Below are 19,555 nucleotides of genomic sequence, written 5' to 3'. Positions count from 1 at the left end.
TAACACTTTGTATAAGTAATGTCAGGCGAAGTGGCAAAATATCAACGTTTGTAGCCCGCTCAAACAACATAGTAGTTTGACAGGAAAGTATCACGCAATCTGCCACTACTCATACAATTTACCGTTGTGCTTAATTATGAACAAGTGATAACCAATGATAAAATTCTTTAGAAATATTCGTAAAAGACTTATCAATGAAGGTAAAACAACCAATTACCTTAAATATGCCTTGGGAGAAATCGTATTAGTGGTCTTTGGTATTTTGATTGCCCTTCAAATGAATAACTGGAACCAAAACAGAATAGAAAATCTACGAACAAGAGACCTTTTACAGAATATGAAAAACGATTTAAGGTCAGATATTAATTTTCTTATAGCTTATGTTGAAGGGAATGAAAAACAGGTTAAGTATTCAGTTGAAATATTAAATGATTCTTTAAATGAGGCTATAGATGCCGATAGTCTTTATAAAAAACTTCCCTTGTGGGCAACGACATTAGAAATAAATTCACAGTCATTTGATAAGATAAAAAATGTTGGGCTTACCAATTTGTTAGGTTTAAAAGAGTTAGACAGCACCATTACAGAGTATTACGTTAAATCAACACATATGACTCAAGGTTTTACGAATTGGGAGCAAGAGCAAACTCAAAATGACAATGATTTTTGGCTCAGTGCTTCTAAAATGGAATTCCCAAATAGTTTTTCTTCAGAGAATAACGTTGCATATAAACAAACCGAAGCTGAAAGAAAACAGGAATTGATGAGAATCATTAATTCTATTGAAGGAAGAAAACGAATCAGGTTAGCTATGAATAGAAAACAAGCACTTACTAAAATTTTACTCAAAAGAAAAGATAAAGCGGAATATTTGCTTTCACTTATAGAAGAGAGTTTGTAAAAAATAACGAAAGCACAACATAATATAACCGCAATTTGCTTTGCCAGTCGCTATGCTCTAGTTGGCGGATTTGACTACGTCCGACACGAGCGTAGTGAACTGACGAAGTAATCTACTCAGAATTGCTAAAGCCTGTGCTTAACCGAAAAAAGAAGTAAACTAAACCTAGAATTAACGTTTGTACGAAATGTTTTAGTAAATTAAACTTTTAAAAGTCTAAAATGAAAACATTACAAATTTTGTGTTTATTAATTTCGACTGTTTTTACTATAAACGCACAGAATAGTAACGATATAATTATAGGTAAAATAGACAGTATAAATTCAAGTATTTTAAGCGAGGAAAGAAAGTTATGGGTGCATGTTCCTGCTAATGAGGGCTCAAATAAAAAGTACCCTGTAGTTTATTTGTTGGATGGCGATTATAATTTTCACTATGTAGTAGGAGCGATACATCAGTTAAGCGGTACATTAAACATTTGTCCCAAAATGATTGTAGTTGGAATACCAAACACTAATAGAACAAGGGACTTGACACCCTCAAAAGTAGAAATGGATCCTCCTTTTACAGACAGTATTATGGCTGCCAATTCGGGTGGCGGAAATAAATTCATCTCATTTATAGAGAAAGAATTAATTCCTTATATAAGTTCCAATTATCCGGCAGACTCATATCGTATGCTTATTGGTCATTCCTTTGGTGGATTGGCCGTTATAAATACCTTAATAGAAAAACCAGAACTATTCAATACCTATCTAGCTATTGATCCTTCTTTGTCCTGGGACAATAATTTGTTACTTAATAAAATTAAGAGTACCCCACTTGATGAAAAATACAGTAACAAAAAACTTTTTTTAGCAATTGCAAATACTATGGGTAAAGATATGGATACCTTAACTGTGCAAAAGGACACTACTAAAATGACAGCCCATATTCGCGCTAACTTAAGTTTTCATTCCATACTGAGTAAAAACCCTGCAAAAAACTTAAGGTACAAAGGGAAATACTATGAAAAAGAGGATCATATGTCTGTACCACTTGTTGCAGAGTACGATGCCCTACGCTTTTTTTTCGAGACCTTTCAATTGAATATAGAGTTAGAGGATTACTTTAATCCTGATAGCCCTATTCTTGACAAAATAAAAAACCACTATAAGCAATTATCTAAAGAGTTTGGAAGTGAATTAAAACCAGACGAAGAGTATATAGATGTTCTTGGGGGACTTATTAGGAATAGATTAAGACAATTTGAAAGAGCCGAACAGTTTTTTAAATATAATATTGAAAATTACCCTGAAAGTTCCAACGCATATAATTCACTTGGGGACCTCTATTTAGAAATAGGAGACAAAGCAAAAGCCATTGAAAATTATGAAAAATCTGTTTCGTTAAATAAAAATTCTCCATCAAAAGACAAATTAAAAGTACTGAAAAGTGAATAAAAAAAATAGCTGTAATTAGCTTCGTAAGTTCATAGCATAGTGTAATATGAACAACAAAAGGTTGTTGCTGTTTCGTTAGATCGGATTTTCTGTTGGGAAAAATTCGTAAACAAAACAGCAAAGCTCCATATACGAACCGTCAAGAGTAGTTTTAACTAAACCTATATAGAGATAAATGAAAAATCATAATTTACTCTTTTTTTTATTGCTTCTCCATTTTAGCATAATACGAGCTCAGAATATTAAACCATTCAGTACGGCAATTTATGTTGAAGATTTAAAAGCATCGGTTCAATGGTATGAAGAAATTTTTAATGTTAAATCATATAAATCAATCTCATATCCCGAATTGGATAGTTTAAACATTGAATTGCTCAAAAATAAAAATCTGAATTTTGAATTAGTTGAAAGAAATAACTCCTTTGATATTTATGACTTAAAACCTAATTATCATGTGAGGGAGAGTGCTTTAAGGGGATTTTACAAAATTAGTTTTGAAATAAAACGAATAGAAAAGTTTTACAATAGATTAAAACTAAAAAATACAGAAATGCATATGGAATTGCAATATGATAAAGACTTAAATATAAAAAGCTTTATCATCAAAGATCCAGACAATAACTTAATTCAATTTATTGAAAAAATTTAATCAATATTAATGACTAGTTTCTTGCTCAAAAAAAATAATAAATTCATGAACGCATCTAAGTATTTTGTCCCCTGTCGAATTCAGTATTAGAACCACCTGACACAAATCATAGATTGACCACCGTGCTTCATCAAAAAACAACCAACATATATGAAAAGAATATTAGCAATTTTTATAACCCTACTCGTTTGTTCTCTATCATACGGACAAAAACCAAGAGCAAGAGATTTAGGAATTCCTTTTGTTGGGACAACAGGGAAATTTAATGCAATAACAGATGTAGCAGATGTAGAAGTTGGATATAGTACAATTATTTCAGGAGAAGGAGAAAATATAATTGGGAAAGGTCCAATTAGAACGGGTGTTACTGCGATATTTCCAAGAGGAAAGACTAAAAAATTTAGCCCTGTTTACGCTAATTGGTACAGTTTAAACGGAAATGGAGAAATGACAGGTACAACCTGGGTAACTGAATCTGGTTTTTTAGAAACACCGATAATGATAACTAACACCAATAGTGTTGGAGAAGTTAGACAGGCTGTATTGAAATGGTTTGTTGATACCGATTGGTATAGTGGAGAAAGCTGGTGGTATACCTATCCAGTAGTGGCAGAAACATATGATGGGTTTCTAAATGATATTTATGGATTTCATGTAAAAGAAAAGCATGTTTTAGAAGCTATAGAAAATGCTTCAGGTGGAAAAATAGCCGAGGGTAATGTGGGCGGAGGGACTGGAATGATGTGTTTGGGCTTTAAAGGAGGCACCGGAACATCTTCAAGAGTATTTAAAATAAAAGATTCAACTTATACCGTTGGGGCAATTGTACAATCAAATTTCGGAGCTAAAAGAAACTTATCAATAGCAGGAGTTCCTGTTGGAATTGAATTAAAGGACACTTTAAATTATGAATTTAAAGCAGCTCCAAAATCAAGAAGACAAGAAGGAGATGGCTCGATAATTATTATTGTAGCAACAGATGTTCCTTTATTACCTCACCAATTAAAAAGAGTCGCTCAAAGAATACCTCTAGGCGTTGGTATTGTTGGAGGAAGAGGTAGTAACGGTTCTGGAGATATATTTTTAGCATTTTCTACAGCAAATGAAAATGCATTTAATCGTGATGAACTGACAACCGTAGAAACTATGTCGAACGATTTACTCATGCCAGTTTTTGAAGCGACAGTTCAAGCGGTAGAAGAAGCCATAATAAACGCAATGGTTGCTGCAGAAACTATGGAAGGAATTAATGGGAATAAAGCCTATTCAATTCCACATGACTTGCTGATTGAAACGCTGAAAAAATATAATCGAATAAAAAAATAACGAGGCACATACTATAGAAACCGTTGGTGGTTATAAAAAATGAATAGATTAGAAAAACTGGAAATAATGAAAACAGAAATTAAATCTGTTGAACAGTACATAAAAGAATTCCCGCTGGAAACTCAAGGGATTCTTAAACAACTAAGAACAATAATCTTTAAAGCGGCACCAGCGTCTAGTGAAAGTATTTCCTATGGAATGCCTGCTTACAAAACTAATGGAAAACCATTAGTGTATTTTGGGGCATTCAAGAAACATATTGGGTTTTATGCAACACCTTCTGGCCATTCAGAATTTGCAAACGAATTATCGAAATACAGACAAGGAAAAGGGTCGGTGCAGTTTCCACTTAATGAACCCATACCTTTTGACTTGATTAAACAAATTGTGGAATTCAGAGTAAAAGAAAATAGCATTCAAACATAAATGAATGTCATGAAAAAAGCTATTGAAATCTATAATCCAATTTAATCATAACAAAATGCTAACTTCAAAAAAACATAAATCCGACTGAATTATCGTAGATTAACTTCATGATTACTTTTATAAAACTGAACAAATGAAGAAAAAACTTTTTGCTATTTTAATTGTCCTTTTCTCAACCAGCTTAATACTGGCACAACAAAAAGATACTAGATTATTAAATAAAGGTAGTGTTTTTAATACTGACAAAGAATTCTTTGTTACAACAAGCAATCCGGATGTTGTTATTTCTAAATCTTACCCTAATAATGACATAACCCTAACGGATGAAGAACTGGAAATAATTGAAGTTTTAGTACGTGATTTGTTAGCAGACCACAATAAAGAGCAGGAAAAAGTATTTCTTGAAAAACAAACGAAGCACCCTGATATCTACAATAACCCAGAAGAATTTTTTATTTACCTGTCACAGTATCGTAGACAATATATTCCATCGCTCAATGAGAATGAAGAAAAAGTAGTTTGGGTAATTTGCTTTTGTAAATCTTCTGAGGTAAATAACCGTTGGAAAACACAAACAATATTAGTTAAAGATGGAGGGAATTGTTATTTTAATTTAAAAGTGAATTTAAGTAAAAAAGAGTGTTTCGATTTTAAAGTTAACGGAAGCGCATAAACCAGGTTTATATAAAACGGATGAACAACTTCTGCAATCAACTTTAATAGCATTTAAATCTTGTTTTAATCTTGTGTTATTGAATAAAAACCAGAAAATATAGTACATTTAAAGCATCTGTTTTTTCTTCATAAGAACCTATGGTTTTTCAGTATATGATTACCATAAAACCTTATTTATAACATTCAATTAAGCAATGAGTAATAGAATATTAATTTTATATTCATCCGTTGACGGACAAACATTAAAAATCTGTAATAAAATATCCAAGACCTTACAACAAGAAGGGTTTACAGTTGATTTGTTTGAGGTTTCTAATTTTCAAGGAGATATTTCAAACTATTCTAAATTAATTATTGGAGCCAGCATCAGGTACGGTAAACACCATAAAGAAGTTTCTTCATTTATTGATAAAAACTTAAAACAACTTGAGAATATTAAAACGGCGTTTTTCTCGGTAAATCTGGTGGCCAGAAAAGAGGATAAGAACCAGTTTAATACCAATCCTTATGTGATGAAATTTTTTGAAAAACAACAATGGAAACCAGATATTATTGATGTGTTTGCTGGTAAATTAGACTATGGCGCCTATTCGTTTTTTGATAAACTAATGATAAAACTCATTATGAAAATGACAAAAGGGCCAACAAAAACAGAATGGCCAATAGAATATACAGACTGGAACAGAGTTGATGATTTTATAAGTGAAATTCTGAGATTATAGTTTGATTATGGTATGCTAATTGTAGTTAGGCAATTAACAGATGTTTTAAAGGCGCTTTTTTACGCAACCAATTCCTTTTTAAGACATCTTTAAATTAAAAAAAGAACACTTATGAAAAACCTTTTAATAGTCTTTTGCTTAGCCGTTTCCTCTTTATCATTTGCACAAAAAAACTTTATCGATCAACCTTATGTTGAAACCAATGCAAAGGTAGATACCTTAGTAGTTCCCGATAAAATATTCATTTCTATACTTTTAAATGAAGCAGATAGCAAAAACAAAACATCTGTTGAAGAGCAGGAAAAGACATTGGAGTCGACACTAAAACAACTAAAAATCAATACAGAAAAAGATCTTTCATTACTGGATTTGTCAAGTAATTTTAAAAACTACTTTCTTAAAGGACAAAATGTAGTGAAGTCGAAAATGTATTCATTGTTGGTGAATGATGCTGTTACGGCGGGAAAAGTATTAGCCGAACTTGAAAATGCCGGAATATCTAATGTTACCATTGAAAGAACAGAATACTCAAAAGCTGAAGATCTATTGTTGGAATTAAAATACAAGGCGGTTGAGAAATCACTGTTAACGGCAAAAAAACTGGCAAAACCCTTAAATCAAAACATAGGCAAAGCGCTTTATATTGCAGACGGCTATTCTATTTCTAATGCCTTACAGGGTCAAGCTGCAGGCATTCAAATTCGTGGCATGTCCAGCATGTATGAAGCTAAAGTAGCCGACCCCATTAATACTGAATTTCAAAAGGTTAAATTTGAAGTTTCAGTGAATGTGAAATATGCTCTTGAATAATAGCTGATATAATAACACCTAAATTTGCGTTTAAGTTTGTAGCTTTTTTTTCATGTTTTAGTTTAAAGATTATTCATGACAATTTTTTGTCTTTTCTCAAAATAAACTATTGGGAATTATATGTATTGCACTAAAAACCAATACTATTAATGACTGACTCCCTGATTGCAATAACACTACCTATTACAACCACCGGAAGCGCAACACTTTGAATAATTGAATTTGTTTTATCATAAAGCTGAACTTTTTTTACAGTATTTGTATCTATTAATATATTACTATATTCATTGGCTCTAATCTTTTTTAAACCATAGTACTGGCCATCATTAAAAATCTCAATTCTTGCGAACTTCTCTTTTTTACCGTCTGTTTTAGTAACCTTAACCTTTAGTTCAGATTTTACAGCTTTATTTAAACTAACATTTGCTGCTTTATAAGTTGTGCAACTTTGAATAAGCATTGTCAACAAAATAGTTATTATAATAGCTTTTAATGAAGTTATCATTTTTTTCATGACAGTAGATTTAAATTAAACTCCTTCAATTAGTTATAAGTTATATCTAAAATAAAGTCTTCCAAATGATACGGATCAGATTAATTCTAATTTGTCCGTTTATGGAAGTTTGAAAGGAAAGAAGAGTTAATTTAAGTATCATATGAAGACCTATTATTCAAGATGTTTTTTGTTTAGGATATTACGTACAATTTCTTTAACTTAAAGAAATTATTTACAAACCTAAAAATCTTTGGTTGAGCAAGTTAGTTTGGAATAGTTTATGTGTATTAAAAATTTTACATATATAATGCATTCGAATCATTAATCTTAAAACATACCATTATGAAACTAAACAAGACCTCTTTTACTATTGCTTTCTTTGTTTTATTATTGACTCACACCGTATTTGGGCAAAAAATAACAGGAATAGTTTATGATGATAATAAAACGCCGCTTCCGGGAGCGTCTGTTTATGTAAAAGGTACACCAAAGGGGACCGTAACAGACTTTGATGGCAAATACGAAATTGAAATCGATGCAAAGCATCAAATTTTGGTATTTTCATTTGTAGGATTTAAAACTAAAGAAGTCAATGCTAAAGGTAAAACTGTAATCAACGTAACTTTAGAGCAGGATTCTGCTGCTTTAGAAGAAGTTGTAGTAGTAGGTATGGCTAAAATGGAGAGAAAATCAGCTGTAGGTGCTGTTGCGCATTTTGTTATTCCAAACAATGAAAGTTATGCCACTGTTAAAGAAAATGATTTTAAGGATGTGACTAAAAATCCGTTATCCACATTTTCTGTAGATGTTGATAAAGCATCCTATAGTAATGTGCGCCGACACATTAACAATGGAAATTTACCACCTATAGATGCTGTTCGAATTGAAGAAATGATAAATTATTTCAAATACGATTATCAGCAACCAAAAGGCGATGTGCCCTTTAGCATTAACACAGAATTATCAACTTGTCCCTGGAATAAAAACAACCTGCTTTTACACGTAGGATTACAGGGAAAAGACATACCTATGGAAGATTTGCCGCCTTCAAACATTGTATTTTTATTAGACGTTTCAGGATCTATGAACAGCCCTAATAAATTACCATTATTAAAATCATCATTAAAACTACTTTTAGAAAACTTAAGACCTGAAGATCGTGTGGCTATTGTAGTTTATGCCGGAAACTCTGGTTTGGTACTGCCTTCTACAAGTTGTAGTGAAAAGAAAACCATAATTGATGCACTGGAAAGCTTGAGTGCTGGTGGATCGACTGCTGGTGGTGCAGGTTTAAAATTAGCCTATAAGGTGGCTAACGAGAATTTCTTGAAAAAGGGAAATAATAGAATTATTATGGCTACGGATGGTGATTTCAATGTGGGTTTAAGTAGCAATTCTGAAATGGAACAGCTTATAACCAGCGAGCGAGAAAAGGGGATTGCGATTTCTGTTTTAGGTTTTGGTATGGGAAATTATAAAGATGATAAAATGGAAATTATTGCTGATAAAGGCAATGGTAACTATGCCTATATCGACAATTTATTAGAAGCCAGAAAAGTACTGGTTAGTGAGTTTGGTGGCACATTATATACCATTGCGAAAGACGTTAAATTTCAGCTGGAGTTTAATCCGGCTCATGTTTCAAAATACCGACTGGTAGGTTACGAAAACAGGCTGTTAAATGATGAAGATTTTGAAGACGACACCAAAGATGCCGGAGAGATAGGAGCAGGGCATACGGTTACTGCCTTATACGAGATAATACCTTCTAAAAATAATGAAAAGAATGACAGAGGTTTAAAATATCAGACATCAGAATTAACTAACCAGGCACTGGAAAGCAATGATTTAATCACGCTTAAATTACGCTACAAAAAACCGGATAAAAATAAGAGTTTACTCATTGAGCAATCTGTGAAAAACACAACAGTAGCAATAAATCAAACTTCAGATAATTTTAGGTTTTCAGCGTCTGTAGCAGAATTTGGAATGCTTTTAAGAAATTCAAAATATTTGGGAACCACTACCTGGGAATCAGCTTACAACTTAGCAAAAGAATCAAAAGGAAATGACGAAGAAGGTTACCGGGGGGAAATGATTCGTTTAATAAAAAGCGCAGAACTTTTAAGTACTACTGTACAGGAGTAAATCTTAATTATTTGCTGTTATTTTACTGGGATTTTTCAACAAAATGTTTATCACTTTTAGTATATTTAAGTCATTGAAAATGAAGTGGTAATTGTTTGTTAATTAACTTTAAAATCCTTCCAAATGGCACAAATTAATCCCTATATCCATTTTAATGGAAACGCCGAAGAAGCCTTTACATTTTATAAATCGGTGTTTGGAGGTGAGTTTGCCATGTTGGTACGTTTTAAAGATTTTGAAAACTTAGATGATCAGGTATCAGATAAAGAGGCCAACAAAATAATGCATATAGCCCTTCCAATTGGTAAAACCAATGTTTTAATGGCTAGCGATACGCCGGAGTTTATGGGAAAACATAATGAAAACGAAACCCGAAGTAAAATTTCTATTGGTGCAGAAAGCAAAGAGGAAGCCGATAAGTTATTTAACGGACTTTCTGAAGGCGGAACCATAGAAATGCCAATTGCAGACAGTCCTTGGGGTTCTTATTTCGGAATGTTCAGAGATAAATACGGTATTGAGTGGATGGTTGATTTTGATGAAAAGCATAATATTTAATGTAGATTTTTCAAGCTGTAACTAAATAAATCATTATAAAATATGAAAGCACAATTCTTAAAAACCATTAGAAATTCTGTTAAGCATTGGTATATTCCTTTTATTGTCGGCCTACTATTTGCAGGCTTAGGTATCTATGCTTTAATGTCTCCAGTAGAATCATTTTTAGCTTTAGCATTTATGTTTAGCCTTTCTTTTATCTTTTCAGGTATAGGAGAAATTACTTTTGCAATGGCAAATAAAGATGAAATGGATAATTGGGGCTGGAATTTAGCATTTGGTATCATGACCTTTTTAATCGGTATACTATTAATGTCTAAACCTGAAATTACGTTAGTAACCTTATCATTTTACATCGGATTTCTTATGTTGTTTCGCTCCATGATGGGGATTAGCTATGCCTTAGAATTAAAGCAATACGGCGTGTCGGACTGGACAAAATTAATGATTGTAAGCGTATTGGGTGTTGTGTTTTCTTTTATTTTAATTTGGAATCCGGTATTGGCAGGTATGACAATTATTTTCTGGATAGGATTAACATTAATAGTTGTAGGTGCATTTAGTATTTATTTATCCATAAAACTTAAAAAGTTAAATGCCATGCCTGGTAAAATTTCCGATGAGTTAAAAAGTAGATATGATGCTATTAAAAAGGAAATGCACGATGAAATGAATAAGACCTAAAAAGGCCATATAAAATTGATAAACAAAAACAAAGCGCTACTTGAAAGGCGCTTTGTTTTTTATATTTATAAAACATTAATTTCCATAGACATAAAAGATTATTGTCTATTTCGTTTGTTCATTTAAATCAATCAACAAATTATGAAATCAATAATTCCATTGATAGCTGTATGCTTTGTGTTATTTTTCAACTGCAGTCACGAGGTTGAAAATCCTGAACTGTTAAAAAAGGTATTGATAAACTATTTTGATGGTATAAAAACGCAGGATTTAGATGAATTAAACCGATTAACTACCGAAGATTTTGTGCTTTTTGAAAATGACCTAATCTGGACTAATGATAGTTTAGTACGTGAAAACCCGAAAATGAAGTCTATTAAAAGGCATTAGCAATTCGATTTTAAAAGTGTAGAAATTAATGGCAATTATGGAGATATGGTATATTACAATCATGGCAGTTTTGTAATTAACGATTCCATATATCGCGAGATTGAATGGTTGGAGAGCGCCACGTTTAAAAAGGTAAATGGCCAATGGAAACTCAAATTCCTGCATTCAACAGTTCGTAAGTAACTAACAGGATTTTCTTCAGAAAAATTATGACATTTAAATAATTACAAATAGATTTTTAATTTTTCTATTGGTGTTTGTATTTATATTATAGAAAAGACTTAAGTATTTGTTTAGTTTTATCAAAAAGGAAAAAAATCCACTTGTAGTTTCTGTTTGTGATCCAACTCAAAATTAGAATCGGGACAAATCACCATAAAAGAAGAAATTAAAGGTATGGAATTCATTAAATCAAAAAACATAAATTTTCCTGTGAGTTTGGAAATAGGACAAGAAGTACAACTGATTTTTTCTAAAAAAGTTATTCAGATATAATTTATATTTAAGTTCTAAATATGACTAATGAATTTATATAAATGCTACGAAACAGAACGTCTCATTCTTAAACCAACAACTGTAGAGGATGCTGCTTTTGTGTTAGAATTATTTAATACACCTAAATGGCTAGAATATATTGGAGACAGACAAGTAAATACCATTGAAGCTGCGAAAGATTATATTGAAAGTAAAATGATGCCTCAATTACAACGATTGGGCTATGGAAATTACACATTAATTCGAAAAACAGACCTTTGTAAAATTGGTAGTTGCGGACTTTACGACCGAGAAGGTTTAGATGGCATCGATATTGGTTTTGCCTTTCTTCCTGCATTCGAAAAGCTAGGATATGCTTTTGAAGCGGCTACTAAAGTGAAGGAATTAGCTTTATTTGAATTTGGACTATCAGAAATTCATGCCATTACAACAAAGGAAAATATAAGTTCACAGCGCTTGTTGGAAAAATTAGGATTAACATGTATGGGAATCATTAATATCCCAAATGACGATGAAGATCTATTACATTATAAATTTTCAAAACAAAGCAATTTGTAATCATGATTATTCGAAAAATCCAACCAGAAGACAATCCGTTTTTAGCAAGTATTATAAAAAATACATTCGATGAACATGATGCTCCAAAATGTGGCACGGTATATTCAGATCCGACAACTGATGATTTGTTTTCATTATTTGATACAGAAAAATCAATATTATGGGTAGCGGAAGAAAAAGGTGAAATTTTAGGTTGTTGTGGTATATATCCAACCGATGGGCTGCCCGAAGGTTATGTGGAATTGGTTAAGTTTTATTTAGCTCCTTCAGCCCGAGGTAAAGGAGTTGGAACAAAGCTAATGGAGCAAAGTATAGAATCAGCTAAAGCTTTAGGTTATACCAATATATATCTGGAAAGTTTGCCTCATTTTGCCACAGCAGTAAAAATGTATACAAAATTAGGTTTTCAAACCTTAAGGGAGCCCTTAGGTAAATCAGGACATACATCATGTAACATTTGGATGAATAAAAAAATATAAGATTTAAAATTACCAATACCAACTAAACAAACCATGGAAATAGATTACATTTTTACTTCACGAAGACTTGGCTTTCGTAACTGGAGCACAAATGATTTAGATGAATTTGCTAAAATGAATGCCGATGAAGATGTGATGAAGCATTTTCCAAAGACTCTAACAACAAAAGAAACATCTGAATTTATTGATCGATTACAGGTCCATTTTGAAAAACACAGTTATAATTATTTTGTTGTTGAAGTTTTAGAAACTGGAGAATTTATAGGGTTTATAGGTTTGGCTTATCAAACTTATGAATCGGAGTTTACTCCGGCCGTTGATATAGGCTGGCGTTTAAAGAAAAAGGCTTGGGGTAGAGGCTATGCTACCGAAGGTGCCAAGCGATGTCTGGAATTAGCTTTTACAGAATTGAATTTAGATCAGGTTATAGCGACCTGCACCAGGCAAAATGTAAACTCAGAACAAGTCATGAAAAAAATAGGAATGAAAAAAGTTTCAGAATTTAAGCATCCTAAACTTAAAGAATACCCTGAATACGAAGTTTGTCTTTGCTATGAAATATCGAAATCTCACTGGAGTAAAAGCAATGGGTAGATTTGATTTATTTTATTTGTTTGAGAAAAGGTTTCTTGAAGGTTTCCGACAAAGGGATTATGAATAAAAAACAATACGGCGCGAAGCCAACAGAAGCAGACATTTTAAAATACTCAAATAGCAAAAACTGGAAAGACGGTAAGTTTCAAAATCTTGAAGAAACAACCATGTCTATTAGCATTCAGAACATTCCGAAACTATTATACAAGCAATTTTGCAAAAAGGATGGCAGAGAACCTGCAAGCTTTATAGCTATGGATTCTTTTGATAGCGAGCAGTTTTTATCACCTTCGGAAACGATGAAATTTATCTGGTATGGTCATTCGGCAGTACTTATACGCATCAACAACAAAACTATACTTATCGACCCTATGTTAGGGGATAATGCCGCACCAATATCGCCATTTCCAATAAAGCGTTTTAGTAAGGACACGTTAAATTTAATAGATGAGTTTCCGGAGATTGATTTAATAATGCTTACCCACGATCACTACGATCATTTAGATTATAAAAGTATAAAAAAATTAAAATCTAAAGTGAAACAATATTTTGTTGCTTTGGGTGTAAAACGTCATTTAGCGAAATGGGGAATCCATGAAGAAAAAATAACCGAATTTGATTGGTGGGATGCAAAATCTATAGATGATATTCAAATAACCTTTACGCCAACCCGTCATTTTTCCGGAAGAGGATTAACGGATAGAGCTAAGTCTCTTTGGGGAGGCTGGACTTTTAAAACGGCCTCTGAAAATGTATGGTTTTCTGGAGATGGTGGATACGGTAACCATTTTAAAGAAATTGGAGAGCGCTTAGGGCCGTTCGATTTTGCCTTTATGGAATGTGGCCAGTATAACGAAAACTGGCATTTAATACATATGTTCCCCGAAGAAAGTGTGCAGGCCGCTATTGATGCTGACGCCAAACATATCATGCCTGTACATTGGGCAGGTTTTGCTTTAGCTCAACACCATTGGCAACATCCTGTAGATGAATTTATAAAATCGGCTGAAGAAAAAAATATTCCTGTTAGTTATCCAAGGTTGGGAGAATTAATAAATTATAAAGATTACAAAAATTCCGTATGGTGGAAGTAATTTTTGAATAAGGGTCTCGCATAAATTGGAAGTATATATTTAGGATGATAATTTATAAAGCCAGATGCTGTTGAAGGTTTACACCTTGTTGTCTATCGAAATTTTTCTGAATAAATAAAACACAGATAGTATTTTGTGTCTTACGATTAAGTAATGATTTATGCGAGTACTCAAATTAGTTCAACTTGTTTTTATATCAAGTTTGTTAACAGGTTGTATTAAAAAAACGGATAAGTCCAAACCTAATATTGTTATCATTTATGCAGACGATATGGGTTATGGTGATTTGAATATACAAAATCCGAATTCAAAAATACCGACGCCTCATTTAGATAATCTGGCCAAAGAAGGTATACGTTTTACAGATGCACATAGCTCTTCAGGGATATGTTCTCCAAGTCGTTTTGCGCTTTTAACCGGCACATATCATTGGCGCAGGCAACATGGAATTGTTGGATCTTTTGGTAAACCGTTTTTTAAGGATTCTGATGTAACACTTCCTCAGGTATTAAAAACCAAGGATTACACTACAGCATGCATTGGCAAATGGCATTTAGGCTGGGATTGGCAGTTGAAACAGGAATCTCAATCAAAGGAGGGAAAAGTTAATGAGTATTTACCTGAAGATATAGATTGGAGTCAACCCATAAAAGGTGGGCCTTTAGATCGAGGGTTTGATTATTATTTTGGTGACGGCACCATTAATTTTCCTCCTTATGCCTGGGTTGAAAACGTGAAAGTTCTTGAAGCTCCAACAGAAAAGATGACTCGTGAAAACATAGGTTTTGAAATTAAAGAAGGGAAATGGGAATTTCGTCCCGGACCAAGAGTCAAGGGGTGGAATCCTTATAATGTATTACCCACACTAACAAGGAAGACTACAGAATGGATTAATAAACAAAAAGGAAACCAACCATTCTTTTTGTACTTTGCTTTACCATCACCACATGCTCCTATTATTCCTAATGATGAATTTGATGGAAAATCGAAGGCAGGCGCTTATGGCGACTATATGGTTCAAACCGATTGGGTTGTTGGACAAGTTTTGAAAGCTTTAAAGAATAATGGTTTTGAAGATAATACCATTGTTATTTTTAGCGCCGATAATGGCCCAGAACATTATGCCTGGCAACGTGCTGTAGAATACGATCACTATAGTATGGGAAAATTTAGAGGCTTAAAGCGAGATGTTTGGGAAGGTGGTCACCATGTGCCTCTTATTATGAAATGGCCAGACCATATTAAAGCCAGTTTGGTAACAGATGAAGTGGTTTCTCAAGTGGATATTATGGCTACTTTGTCAAAAATTGTCGGTGCCGATTTGCCTGATAATGCAGCTCCTGATAGTTATAATCTGCTACCACTTTTAAATGGTGAAGAATACCAAAAGCCACTTCGCGAAGCAACAGTTCATAACACGTTTGATTCTAAGTGGGGAATCAGAAAGGGCGATTGGATATATATAAATAGTTCATCTGGAGGACATCGTGATATGCCCGAAGCATTTAAAAATTTAACAGGATATACCGATTTCGATACTGAAGGCATTCTGTTTAATATGAAGAATGATCCAGAGCAACGTACTAATCTTTATAATGAATATCCTGAAAAAATTAAAGAATTAGAAGTATTACTTGAAACATATCGTAACCAAGGATTTTCCGTTAATAGAACAACTACTAGCTCCAAATAATAACAAATTAAAATTCATGAAGATATTTTTTCTTAGTTTAAGCATAGCTTTATTTGCTTATAGCTGTGCCGAAAAGCATTCAACTTTCATACAAATACAAGAATTGCCAATCGATGGTAAAGTAGAAGGAAACCTTATTGTTGGGCCATCTGTGTTAAATGATCCTAACCGTTTTGTGTGGGGTGGTAGTGTTGTAAAAGGAGATGATAACAAGTTTCATATGCTATATTCCACATGGGAATGCGGTGATTCTATTCCATCTTTTTCGAATTCATGGGTCCTGCATTCTAAAATAGCATATGCCGTTTCCGATTATCCAGACAGAGATTTCAAGATTCAAAAAATAGTATTAAAAGGTAGGGCATTAGAAGGAGACTCAACAGCATGGGATGCACAAATGGTTCATAATCCTCATGTGAAGAAATTTAACAACAAGTATTATTTGTATTATGGCGCAGGTAAAGATCCCGGAGTTCAACCAACAGGTTCTAAAGGAGAACATGTCGACAAACGTAATCGCGTTCAGCAAAGTCAGTGTATCGGAGTTATTGAATTCAATAGTTTTGAGGACTTGATGAACGGAAAATACAAACGATTTGACACACCTCTTTTAACGCCAAGAACCCGTGTAAAACCAAACAATATTGTGATGCCGTCACCAGAAGGAACAGAGCCAAAACCAGATAATATTATAGTGGTTAATCCGTCGGTTGTTCAACGCCCTTCAGATGGAAAATACCTATTATTTTTTAAAGGAAATTTTTATAATCCGGGTTGGAGAGGTGTTCACGGTGTTGCAATTAGCGATTCTCCAACAGGGCCTTTTACAGCTACTGATAATTTTGTGTTTGATATTCGAAACGAAGACGGTACAATTGCCAGTGGCGAAGATCCGTATGTCTGGTATCATAAAACACATCAAAAATTTTATGTAGTTCTAAAGGATTTTACTGGTAAAATTACAATGGGACAGCCCGGTTTGGCTTTATTAGAATCTGTAGATGGCATTAAATGGACGAAACCTGAAAAATCTTTCTTTATGAAAAAGGAAGTGATTCTAAAATCTGGAGATACTTTACATATGAATCGTTTAGAACGCCCTCAATTACTAATAGCTGAGGATGGTACGCCAGAAGTACTTTATTCTGCAGGAGCTTTAATTAATGTCAACCCTACACAAAAGGGTGAATCTTTTAATGTGCATATTCCGTTGAAGTTAATTGAGAATTAATTACTTTAGAAACTTAAATATTACAATTATAAAAGCATTTTTGAGCGGCATATTGATATTGACTTTCGCATTTTCAATGACCTTCTCAACCGGAATTAAAAGAGCTTTCGATTTCTTAGTATTTACCGCTTCCGCCGCAGCTTTTGCTTTAAGCAACATAAAAAAAAGCGTTTGGAATTAGATAGTTTGTTGTAAAGCTAAAGGCTATATAATAAGCCTGACATCGCCAAGCTCTTCAATACGATAAGGGAATTTATCTCCTGGCGAACCAATAAACATAAAGTTAATGGGGATACGCCAGCGTTTAGAAAGTTCCTGAATTTTTTCAGGACCAAATTTACCGGGTTCTTCAATAAATTCAATATCAATATCTGGATACGCACGATCTAAAACTTCAACATCAATTTTAAGATTTTCGGAGACATGAGGTTGATTTCCTAAAACAGATACAATTTTTAAACGTCTTGTATTCTCATTACTTTCAATGTATTGAAGTACTTTATTTAGGGTTGCAACATCGTCATGATTGGTGAAAAACACAAAATGCTGAGAATTAATTCTATGGATAGCGTGTTTTATTTTTACATTCAAATATTTAAAAATGGTTTTCTTTTCAGGGGTAATATAATCAAGAAAAAATAATACAGCTTTTAGAATAGTAATACGATATAACATAAAACCAATGACTAACATGGCTGGAATAAAATATTCTAAAAACACATTTAAATCTTTCGGATTTAAAATAATATTTCCAATTAAAGCTATACCTACACCAAAAATCGCAATGAGTAATTGTAGCCAACCGGCAACTTCCGGTCTTGGTAATTTTTTACGATTCACTTTTAAAAGCATATTTCCAAAACTGAACAAAATCATAACACATAAAAAGGCAATAGTATAAATACCCGCCAGCGACTCTAAATTTCCTTCGGTGATTAACAGGATGGAAGTAGAGAGCAAAAAGAAAGCAACAAATATTAAATAAGAACTACCACGTTTGTTCTTTTTTAATAAGATTTTAGGCAGAATGCGATCTAACGCCATACGTTCAACTAAGCCTCCTACACCTACATAAGATGTTAATACAGCGCCACTTAAAACCAAGGCGGCGTCGATAGATATTAAATATAATAACCAGTTTCCGCCGGTTAAATGCCCCATAAAAGACAATAGTGTATCTTCATGGGTTGTAATGGTTGGCAGCGGAATTGTGGATAAGGCTAAAAATGCTAATAACGGATTAAATACGGTTACAATAATCCACATATTTTTTAAGGTTTTTCTAAAAACACCCTTTTTCTGCTCTTCTACGTAATTTGCAGAACTTTCAAAACCACTAATTCCCAACATAGCTGCCGCAAATCCGAAGAATAGGGCAGTAGCTATACTTCCTTTAACTGGCGCTTTGAAATTTTCAACAAATACATCAAACCCATTTGAAAATAAAAAGTATAAACTGAAAAAACATAAAATAACGAGCGAGCTTAAATGAAATATAAATATGAAAATGGCAACCTTAGAAGATTCACCGATTCCTAAAATCACTAATGCCATGAAAATAAATAATAAAAAAATGGTGGCATAAACAATAGGTATGCCGCTCCATAAACTATGTGCATATTTCACAGCTTCGCTTGAAGAGATTACCGCAGTAGCCATGTAAGATAATACTGTTAATGTTGCCGCAAAAGAAGCTGTAGATTTTTTTGTGGTATTAAGTAATGCATTATAAGCACCTCCGTTTAATGGTAATGCTCCAACAACTTCTCCATATATTTTTCGGTATAAAAATAAAATAGCAGAAACCAGGAGTAAAGAAATCCAGGCATACTGACCGGCATAAACAATTGATAGAGCTGAAACATATAAACAAGAAGAACTAATGTCATTTCCACAAATTGCTGTTGCAGCCAATTCGTTTAACTGTTTTTTAGACATAATATGAGAATTTAGTCGGAAACATGAAATAATTCACTCTAACTAATTTAAGGAATTTTCATCTCTTATATTGCTGTAAATGAAACTTTTAATTATAATATTTTCCTATTTTAAAATATGAAAAAAAATCTTCTTGGTATCTAAATCAAACTATATTTCTAAATTTTGAAGCATACATTATTAAGGAAATAATTAATAACAAACTGATTTAGTTATGTTTATACATAAAATATATGTCGGTTTACA

Annotated in this window: 21 protein-coding genes; 18 read left to right on the top strand and 3 right to left on the bottom strand. The window is 32.9% G+C overall.

What is annotated here, in order from left to right; genetic code table 11:
* Window positions 1–154: 154 nt before the first annotated feature.
* The 8 genes from NO995_RS08355 to NO995_RS08320 all read left to right on the top strand — a co-directional run bounded on the left by NO995_RS08355 (window position 155) and on the right by NO995_RS08320 (window position 6,951).
* Complete coding sequence (locus NO995_RS08355; protein ID WP_258227112.1) at window positions 155–901, top strand: DUF6090 family protein; 747 nt, start codon at window positions 155–157, stop codon at window positions 899–901.
* 221 nt (window positions 902–1,122) lie between these two features.
* Complete coding sequence (locus NO995_RS08350) at window positions 1,123–2,343, top strand: alpha/beta hydrolase-fold protein (RefSeq protein WP_258227111.1); 1,221 nt, start codon at window positions 1,123–1,125, stop codon at window positions 2,341–2,343.
* A gap of 175 nt (window positions 2,344–2,518) precedes the next feature.
* Window positions 2,519–2,992, top strand: a complete 474-nt coding sequence (locus tag NO995_RS08345) for a VOC family protein (protein WP_258227110.1) — start codon at window positions 2,519–2,521, stop codon at window positions 2,990–2,992.
* A gap of 150 nt (window positions 2,993–3,142) precedes the next feature.
* Window positions 3,143–4,318, top strand: a complete 1,176-nt coding sequence (locus tag NO995_RS08340) for a P1 family peptidase (RefSeq protein ID WP_258227109.1) — start codon at window positions 3,143–3,145, stop codon at window positions 4,316–4,318.
* A 66-nt stretch (window positions 4,319–4,384) separates the two neighbouring features.
* Window positions 4,385–4,744 carry an iron chaperone gene (locus tag NO995_RS08335; protein WP_258227108.1) on the top strand — a complete coding sequence of 120 codons (360 nt, stop codon included), beginning with the start codon at window positions 4,385–4,387 and terminating at the stop codon, window positions 4,742–4,744.
* 133 nt (window positions 4,745–4,877) lie between these two features.
* Entirely contained in the window at window positions 4,878–5,417 is a 540-nt protein-coding gene (locus NO995_RS08330) for a hypothetical protein (RefSeq protein WP_258227107.1), read from the top strand.
* A 196-nt stretch (window positions 5,418–5,613) separates the two neighbouring features.
* Window positions 5,614–6,141 carry a menaquinone-dependent protoporphyrinogen IX dehydrogenase gene (gene hemG, locus NO995_RS08325; protein ID WP_258227106.1) on the top strand — a complete coding sequence of 176 codons (528 nt, stop codon included), beginning with the start codon at window positions 5,614–5,616 and terminating at the stop codon, window positions 6,139–6,141.
* A gap of 111 nt (window positions 6,142–6,252) precedes the next feature.
* Complete coding sequence (locus NO995_RS08320; protein ID WP_258227105.1) at window positions 6,253–6,951, top strand: SIMPL domain-containing protein; 699 nt, start codon at window positions 6,253–6,255, stop codon at window positions 6,949–6,951.
* A gap of 130 nt (window positions 6,952–7,081) precedes the next feature.
* Here the strand turns inward: NO995_RS08320 and NO995_RS08315 are convergent, their stop codons facing one another.
* Window positions 7,082–7,465 carry a hypothetical protein gene (locus NO995_RS08315; protein ID WP_258227104.1) on the bottom strand — a complete coding sequence of 128 codons (384 nt, stop codon included), beginning with the start codon at window positions 7,463–7,465 and terminating at the stop codon, window positions 7,082–7,084.
* A 324-nt stretch (window positions 7,466–7,789) separates the two neighbouring features.
* Between NO995_RS08315 and NO995_RS08310 the strand changes: the two genes are divergently transcribed.
* From NO995_RS08310 to NO995_RS08265, 10 genes are all read left to right on the top strand, one after another.
* Entirely contained in the window at window positions 7,790–9,595 is a 1,806-nt protein-coding gene (locus NO995_RS08310; RefSeq protein ID WP_258227103.1) for a von Willebrand factor type A domain-containing protein, read from the top strand.
* 123 nt (window positions 9,596–9,718) lie between these two features.
* Complete coding sequence (locus tag NO995_RS08305; RefSeq protein ID WP_258227102.1) at window positions 9,719–10,153, top strand: VOC family protein; 435 nt, start codon at window positions 9,719–9,721, stop codon at window positions 10,151–10,153.
* Window positions 10,154–10,195: 42 nt separating this feature from the next.
* A complete protein-coding gene (locus NO995_RS08300) occupies window positions 10,196–10,837 on the top strand; it encodes an HdeD family acid-resistance protein (RefSeq protein ID WP_258227101.1) in 642 nt (213 codons plus the stop codon).
* Window positions 10,838–10,978: 141 nt separating this feature from the next.
* Entirely contained in the window at window positions 10,979–11,227 is a 249-nt protein-coding gene (locus NO995_RS08295) for a hypothetical protein (protein ID WP_258227100.1), read from the top strand.
* Between the two features lie 522 nt (window positions 11,228–11,749).
* On the top strand, window positions 11,750–12,280 hold the full coding sequence (locus tag NO995_RS08290; protein ID WP_258227099.1) for a GNAT family N-acetyltransferase: 531 nt from the start codon (window positions 11,750–11,752) through the stop codon (window positions 12,278–12,280).
* A 2-nt stretch (window positions 12,281–12,282) separates the two neighbouring features.
* Window positions 12,283–12,759, top strand: coding sequence for a GNAT family N-acetyltransferase (locus NO995_RS08285; RefSeq protein ID WP_258227098.1), 477 nt, complete (start codon window positions 12,283–12,285; stop codon window positions 12,757–12,759).
* Window positions 12,760–12,792: 33 nt separating this feature from the next.
* On the top strand, window positions 12,793–13,353 hold the full coding sequence (locus NO995_RS08280; protein WP_258227097.1) for a GNAT family N-acetyltransferase: 561 nt from the start codon (window positions 12,793–12,795) through the stop codon (window positions 13,351–13,353).
* Between the two features lie 59 nt (window positions 13,354–13,412).
* Entirely contained in the window at window positions 13,413–14,447 is a 1,035-nt protein-coding gene (locus tag NO995_RS08275) for an MBL fold metallo-hydrolase (RefSeq protein WP_258227096.1), read from the top strand.
* A 160-nt stretch (window positions 14,448–14,607) separates the two neighbouring features.
* Entirely contained in the window at window positions 14,608–16,140 is a 1,533-nt protein-coding gene (locus NO995_RS08270; RefSeq protein ID WP_258227095.1) for an arylsulfatase, read from the top strand.
* Window positions 16,141–16,156: 16 nt separating this feature from the next.
* Window positions 16,157–17,371 carry a glycoside hydrolase family protein gene (locus NO995_RS08265; protein ID WP_258227094.1) on the top strand — a complete coding sequence of 405 codons (1,215 nt, stop codon included), beginning with the start codon at window positions 16,157–16,159 and terminating at the stop codon, window positions 17,369–17,371.
* Here NO995_RS08265 and NO995_RS08260 read toward each other — a convergent pair whose 3' ends face one another.
* Window positions 17,372–17,530, bottom strand: coding sequence for a hypothetical protein (locus NO995_RS08260; RefSeq protein ID WP_258227093.1), 159 nt, complete (start codon window positions 17,528–17,530; stop codon window positions 17,372–17,374). It lies immediately after the preceding gene.
* A gap of 45 nt (window positions 17,531–17,575) precedes the next feature.
* Complete coding sequence (locus NO995_RS08255; RefSeq protein WP_258227092.1) at window positions 17,576–19,309, bottom strand: APC family permease; 1,734 nt, start codon at window positions 19,307–19,309, stop codon at window positions 17,576–17,578.
* Window positions 19,310–19,555: the final 246 nt, after the last annotated feature.

Source organism: Aestuariibaculum sp. M13 (assembly GCF_024723255.1).
Classification (GTDB): Bacteria; Bacteroidota; Bacteroidia; order Flavobacteriales; family Flavobacteriaceae; genus Aestuariibaculum; species Aestuariibaculum lutulentum.
The sequence above is the reverse complement of the archived record's forward strand: the minus strand, read 5'-3'. Positions and strand labels throughout refer to the sequence as shown.

Bases quoted from the DNA above. Each gene is read 5' to 3' on its own strand.
- NO995_RS08355 (WP_258227112.1), top strand. From the start codon at position 155: ATGATAAAATTCTTTAGAAATATTCGTAAAAGACTTATCAATGAAGGT.
- NO995_RS08350 (WP_258227111.1), top strand. From the start codon at position 1,123: ATGAAAACATTACAAATTTTGTGTTTATTAATTTCGACTGTTTTTACT.
- NO995_RS08345 (WP_258227110.1), top strand. From the start codon at position 2,519: ATGAAAAATCATAATTTACTCTTTTTTTTATTGCTTCTCCATTTTAGC.
- NO995_RS08340 (WP_258227109.1), top strand. From the start codon at position 3,143: ATGAAAAGAATATTAGCAATTTTTATAACCCTACTCGTTTGTTCTCTA.
- NO995_RS08335 (WP_258227108.1), top strand. From the start codon at position 4,385: ATGAAAACAGAAATTAAATCTGTTGAACAGTACATAAAAGAATTCCCG.
- NO995_RS08330 (WP_258227107.1), top strand. From the start codon at position 4,878: ATGAAGAAAAAACTTTTTGCTATTTTAATTGTCCTTTTCTCAACCAGC.
- hemG (WP_258227106.1), top strand. From the start codon at position 5,614: ATGAGTAATAGAATATTAATTTTATATTCATCCGTTGACGGACAAACA.
- NO995_RS08320 (WP_258227105.1), top strand. From the start codon at position 6,253: ATGAAAAACCTTTTAATAGTCTTTTGCTTAGCCGTTTCCTCTTTATCA.
- NO995_RS08315 (WP_258227104.1), bottom strand. From the start codon at position 7,465: ATGAAAAAAATGATAACTTCATTAAAAGCTATTATAATAACTATTTTG.
- NO995_RS08310 (WP_258227103.1), top strand. From the start codon at position 7,790: ATGAAACTAAACAAGACCTCTTTTACTATTGCTTTCTTTGTTTTATTA.
- NO995_RS08305 (WP_258227102.1), top strand. From the start codon at position 9,719: ATGGCACAAATTAATCCCTATATCCATTTTAATGGAAACGCCGAAGAA.
- NO995_RS08300 (WP_258227101.1), top strand. From the start codon at position 10,196: ATGAAAGCACAATTCTTAAAAACCATTAGAAATTCTGTTAAGCATTGG.
- NO995_RS08295 (WP_258227100.1), top strand. From the start codon at position 10,979: ATGAAATCAATAATTCCATTGATAGCTGTATGCTTTGTGTTATTTTTC.
- NO995_RS08290 (WP_258227099.1), top strand. From the start codon at position 11,750: ATGAATTTATATAAATGCTACGAAACAGAACGTCTCATTCTTAAACCA.
- NO995_RS08285 (WP_258227098.1), top strand. From the start codon at position 12,283: ATGATTATTCGAAAAATCCAACCAGAAGACAATCCGTTTTTAGCAAGT.
- NO995_RS08280 (WP_258227097.1), top strand. From the start codon at position 12,793: ATGGAAATAGATTACATTTTTACTTCACGAAGACTTGGCTTTCGTAAC.
- NO995_RS08275 (WP_258227096.1), top strand. From the start codon at position 13,413: ATGAATAAAAAACAATACGGCGCGAAGCCAACAGAAGCAGACATTTTA.
- NO995_RS08270 (WP_258227095.1), top strand. From the start codon at position 14,608: ATGCGAGTACTCAAATTAGTTCAACTTGTTTTTATATCAAGTTTGTTA.
- NO995_RS08265 (WP_258227094.1), top strand. From the start codon at position 16,157: ATGAAGATATTTTTTCTTAGTTTAAGCATAGCTTTATTTGCTTATAGC.
- NO995_RS08260 (WP_258227093.1), bottom strand. From the start codon at position 17,530: ATGTTGCTTAAAGCAAAAGCTGCGGCGGAAGCGGTAAATACTAAGAAA.
- NO995_RS08255 (WP_258227092.1), bottom strand. From the start codon at position 19,309: ATGTCTAAAAAACAGTTAAACGAATTGGCTGCAACAGCAATTTGTGGA.